The sequence below is a fragment of the Skermanella sp. genome (assembly GCF_059503625.1).
In genome coordinates this window covers 2,214-2,522 of sequence record NZ_JCACHA010000397.1, presented here as the reverse complement: position 1 = coordinate 2,522, position 309 = coordinate 2,214, and the positions used below count along the sequence as shown (strand labels likewise).

The 309-nt window shown below is 60.5% G+C and carries 1 protein-coding gene; it reads left to right on the top strand.

What is annotated here, in order from left to right; translation table 11 throughout:
* A partial coding sequence (locus AC5JJ6_RS08830; protein ID WP_496041679.1) for a hypothetical protein occupies nt 1-191 on the top strand: 191 nt, incomplete at its 5' end.
* Nucleotides 192-309 lie beyond the last annotated feature (118 nt).

Here is a 309-nt window from a genome sequence, read left to right as displayed (position 1 = left end):
GTGGCGGGACGGTGCAGGGATTGCTGCGCCGCGATGTGGGAACGATGCGGCGGACCCACTGGTCTGTCAACGCCGATTCCCTGCCATTTATGGAAAAACCCGCATTGCGGAATTCCCCGGAAAATCCACCTGATATTTCCAATGACAGGGGGTTCAACTCGACGCCGCCAACTTGCTACACTGGGGTATGATGACAGGTGCCAGTTCCCCCGCCGATCAGGCCGCTATCGCCGCCTTCCTGTCCGATCCCGCCACCCATGGCGGCGATGTCGAACGGATCGACACCCATGGCAGCATGGTCTTCCTGAC